The sequence below is a fragment of the Rhizobacter sp. P3_C12 genome (genome assembly GCF_056402735.1).
Map to the genome: position 1 here is coordinate 1 of NZ_JBFUGW010000425.1, position 3,726 is coordinate 3,726.

General features: G+C 71.5%; 3 protein-coding genes. 1 reads left to right on the forward strand and 2 read right to left on the reverse strand.

The window, feature by feature from the left end; translation table 11 throughout:
• Window positions 1-1,136: ANTAR domain-containing protein (locus AC1DXV_RS32465; RefSeq protein WP_477937600.1), on the reverse strand; the 1,136-nt coding region annotated here is incomplete at its 3' end.
• Window positions 1,137-1,370: 234 nt separating this feature from the next.
• On the opposite strand from AC1DXV_RS32465, the gene AC1DXV_RS32470 reads away from it, so the two are divergent.
• Window positions 1,371-2,648, forward strand: coding sequence for an MFS transporter (locus AC1DXV_RS32470; protein ID WP_477871639.1), 1,278 nt, complete (start codon window positions 1,371-1,373; stop codon window positions 2,646-2,648).
• Between the two features lie 11 nt (window positions 2,649-2,659).
• Here the strand turns inward: AC1DXV_RS32470 and AC1DXV_RS32475 are convergent.
• The coding region (locus AC1DXV_RS32475; RefSeq protein ID WP_477937602.1) for a serine/threonine-protein kinase at window positions 2,660-3,726 on the reverse strand (1,067 nt) is incomplete at its 5' end.

The following is a 3,726-nucleotide window of genomic DNA, read 5'->3' on the forward strand; positions in this document are numbered from 1 at the left end:
AGCCAGGCATCGCGGGCGGCGTCGAGCGAGTCGCGGATGTCGCGCGTGCTGAGCGGGATGCCGTCGAGGTAGCGCATCGCCTCGTCGAACGCGGTGCCGGCCTCGTCGGCCAGGGCCTTCGCCCGCAGCGCCGCGTCGCCCTCGAGCAGCTCCCCCAGCAGCAGCTGCTTGGCCCAGCGCTGCGACAGCATGCGCTGGCGGCCGCAGACGTTCAGCACGTGCAGCGTCGCCACCAGCCCGGCCGTCTCCAGGTTGCTGGTGAGCTGGTCGGCCTGCTGAAGAACGCGCTCGGCCAGCACGTCGACATCGGCCGCCCGGCCGCGCTGCGGCGGGTCGGCGAGCGCCGCCTTCAGCCGCTGCCACGGCACCTCGACCGCGCTCAGCAGGTCGCCGAAGGTGGCCTGCGACACCGCCTTGCGCAGCGCCAGCACGTTGGCATCGACGCGTGCGCACGATTCGTCCAGCAGCCCGGCATGCGCACCGCTGTCGACCCCCAGCGCGCTCAGCGCATACAGTTTGACGATGCGCTGCGACAGCATGCGCAGCTGCCCGGCGCGGTTCACCGCCTCGGCATAGCGCGCCGCCTCGATCACCTGCTGCGACACCTGGCCGACGCGCTGGTTGCTGTGCATCGACGCCGTGCGCAGCACGCGGAAGGCCTCGTCCTCGGACACCTGGCGCGCGCGCATCAGGATGCCCTTGGCGCGATCCACCAGCTTGCGCTCCTCGAAGCGATGCGTCACGTCGTCGAGCGCGGCCTGCCGCTTCTGCTCGAGTGCGAAGCGCGCCTGCGCGAGCTGCAGCACCGGCCGCAGCCGGGCCGGCGCGTAGCCGTTGACGACATAGGCGTGGATGCCGCTGTCGAGTGCGCGCTCGATCTTCTGCGCATCGGGGTCCTGCGTGAACAGCACCACCGGCCGCGGCGCGGTGGCCGCGAGCAGCGCGCAGGCCTCGAACACCGCCGCATCGGCCGGCGCATCGTGACAAACCACCACATCCGGCCCGAGACGGATCGATTCCCGCACCAAGTTGCCGCAGCCCACCGCACCAAGCACGTGAATCCCGCTCGATTGCAGGTCGGCCTGCAGTGCAGGCAAGCCCTGGGAGGGGCCGAGCAGGATCAGGGCAGAGGTCATGGAAAGCCGGTTCGGCAGAGGTTCGACAGCAGGGTGCGACAGAGGAGGAGGCACGACGCATCGTGCAAGGAACGAACCATACCAGCGCCGGGTGCCACAAGACTCGCTGCACCGCTGGCATGGCGCTTGCAAAGCATGCGGCGGGTGTGACGCTGCACCCGACCTTGCCTCCGCACCGCGGGTGATGCTCACGACGAAGTGGGCATTCATGTGCCAACAGCTTCGGCGCTGCACATGTCAACCTCGTTCAAGAGCTTTCTGCGCGCGGGCCACGGCCCGACGCTGTTCGCGGCCTTCCTGTATTTCGCGTTCTCCTGCTGCATCTGGGTGCTGAACGGCGCAATGGCGCCCTTCATCAGCGAGACCTTCTCGCTGTCGCCGGCGCAGAAGGGCCTGATGCTGTCGGTGCCGATCATCGCCGGCGCGCTGATGCGGTTTCCGCTCGGCGTGCTGGCGCAGTACATCGGCCGCAAGCGCGCCACGCTGGTCGAGATGGGGCTGATCGCGGTGGCGATGCTGTTCGGCTTCTTCTTCGTGCACAGCTTCAACGAGCTGCTCGCGATGGGCGTGCTGCTGGGCATCGCCGGCGCGAGCTTCGGCGTCGCGCTGTCGCTCGGCGCCGGCTGGTTCCCGCCGCAGCACAAGGGCCTCGCGATGGGGCTGGTGGGCGCCGGCAACGTCGGCACCGCCGTGTCGGTGCTGGTGGCCCCGCCGCTCGCGCAGTGGCTGGGCTGGCAGGCGGTGTACGGCGTCGCGGCCGCGGCGATCGCCATCCCGATGCTGGTGATGATCCTGCTCGCGAAAGAGCCGCCCGATGTCGACAGCCACGCAAGCCTGCGCGAGCACGTCGCCTGCCTGTTCGAGGGCGACGGCTGGGCCTTCAGCCTGATCTACGCGGTGACCTTCGGCGGCTTCATCGGGCTCACGACCTTCCTGCCCTCCTACTACCACGACCAGTTCGGCGTCAGCAAGGTGCAGGCGGGGCAGTTGACGATGCTGGCCGCCTTCATGGGCGCAGCCTTGCGCGTGGTCGGCGGCTGGCTCTCCGACCGCTGGGGCGGCGTCAACACGCTGACGCTGGTGCTGGTGGTGGTGGCCGCCTGCCTGCTGCTGACCGGCCTGTCGACCGGCTCGCTGGTGGTGACGACGCTGCTGCTGATGCTGTGCTTCGCGGCGCTCGGCGCCGGCAACGGTGCGTTGTTCCAGCTGGTGCCGCTGCGCTGGCCGATGGCCACCGCGGTGGCCGGCTCGATGATCGGCGAGATCGGCGCGCTGGGCGGCGGGCTGGTGCCGAACGCGATGGGGCTGTCGAAGCAGTACCTCGGCACCTATGCCTGGGGCTTCGTGCTGTTCGCCGTGCTCGCACTGGTGATGCTGGCGGTGATGCGCGCGCTGCAGATCCGCTGGACGCGCACCTGGGCCGAGAAGGGTGGACGCGCGCGGCCGGTGGCCGAGACCGCCGACATCGGGCTGCGCACCACGCGGCTGCAGCCGCACAAGGCCGCCCGATGAACGGAACGATGTCAGCGCGGCAGGAACAGCAGCCAGTAGACGAGCAGCAGGTTCAGCAGCACCGAGATGCCGAGCGCGATGCGCCCGAGCAGCCGCGGATCGCGCTGCGCGAGCGGCGTGGCGGGCGGCGCGGCAAGCTGGCGCGAGGCGCCGCGCTGCAGCGCGAGCAGCAACTCCTCGGCGGTCTCGAAGCGCTGGCGGGCATCGAGCGCGACCGCCTTCAGCACGACATGGTCGAGCCAGATCGGCACCTCCGGGCGCAGCCGCGACGGCGGCTTCGGATCGCTGCGGAAGCGCCCGCGCTGGTAGGGCTGCACCTCGCCGTACGGCAGCCGGCCGGTCAGCCACTGGTACAGCGTGACGCCGAGCGCGAACAGGTCGCTGCGCGCGTTGGCCGCTTCGCCGGCCGCGTTGTCGTCGCTCGCCCACTGCTCGGGGTTCATGTAGCTGGGCGTGCCGGCATGCAGGCTGCGCAGCACGCGCGGCTCGCGGCCGGAGACCGCGACGCCGAGGTCGAGCAGGCGCCAGCGGCCGTCGTCGCCGCGGTGCAGGTTGGCGGGCTTCACGTCGCGGTGCACCACGCCCAGCCGGTGCAGGCGCGCGAGTGCGCCGGTGATCTCGATCGCCGCATCGACCGCATCGCCGACGCTGCCGCGCTCGCCGGCCGCCAGCAGCTGCGCCAGCGTGCGGCCGRCATGCCAGTCGTAGGCGACGTAGAACGCCGTCGGCTCGCTCACCTCGCGCAGGCGCACGAAGCCGTCGGCCTCGCCGACGCGCGACGCGAGCCAGGCCTCGTGCGCCAGCATCGCGCGCTCCTGCGGGTCGTTGGCGCGCGACAGGTGCAGCGTCTTCAGCGCGACCAGCGGCTCGCCGGGCTCGCCGCTGCGGGCTTGATAGAGGCAGTGCACGCCGTTGTCGGCAACGCGCGCGGTGATCGTGAAGCCGTCGAGCCGGTCGCCGACCTTCAGCCGCGGCGGCACCGGCAGGTCGCGGCCACGGCGCAGCGCGTCGTTCAGCTCGCCGTCGGCCAGGCCGCGCACCCGCAGCACCAGCGCGGTCGCGTTGTCGCGCCCGCCGG

Coding starts and splice junctions, on each gene's coding strand:
- AC1DXV_RS32470 (WP_477871639.1), top strand. CDS start 1,371: ATGTCAACCTCGTTCAAGAGCTTTCTGCGCGCGGGCCACGGCCCGACG.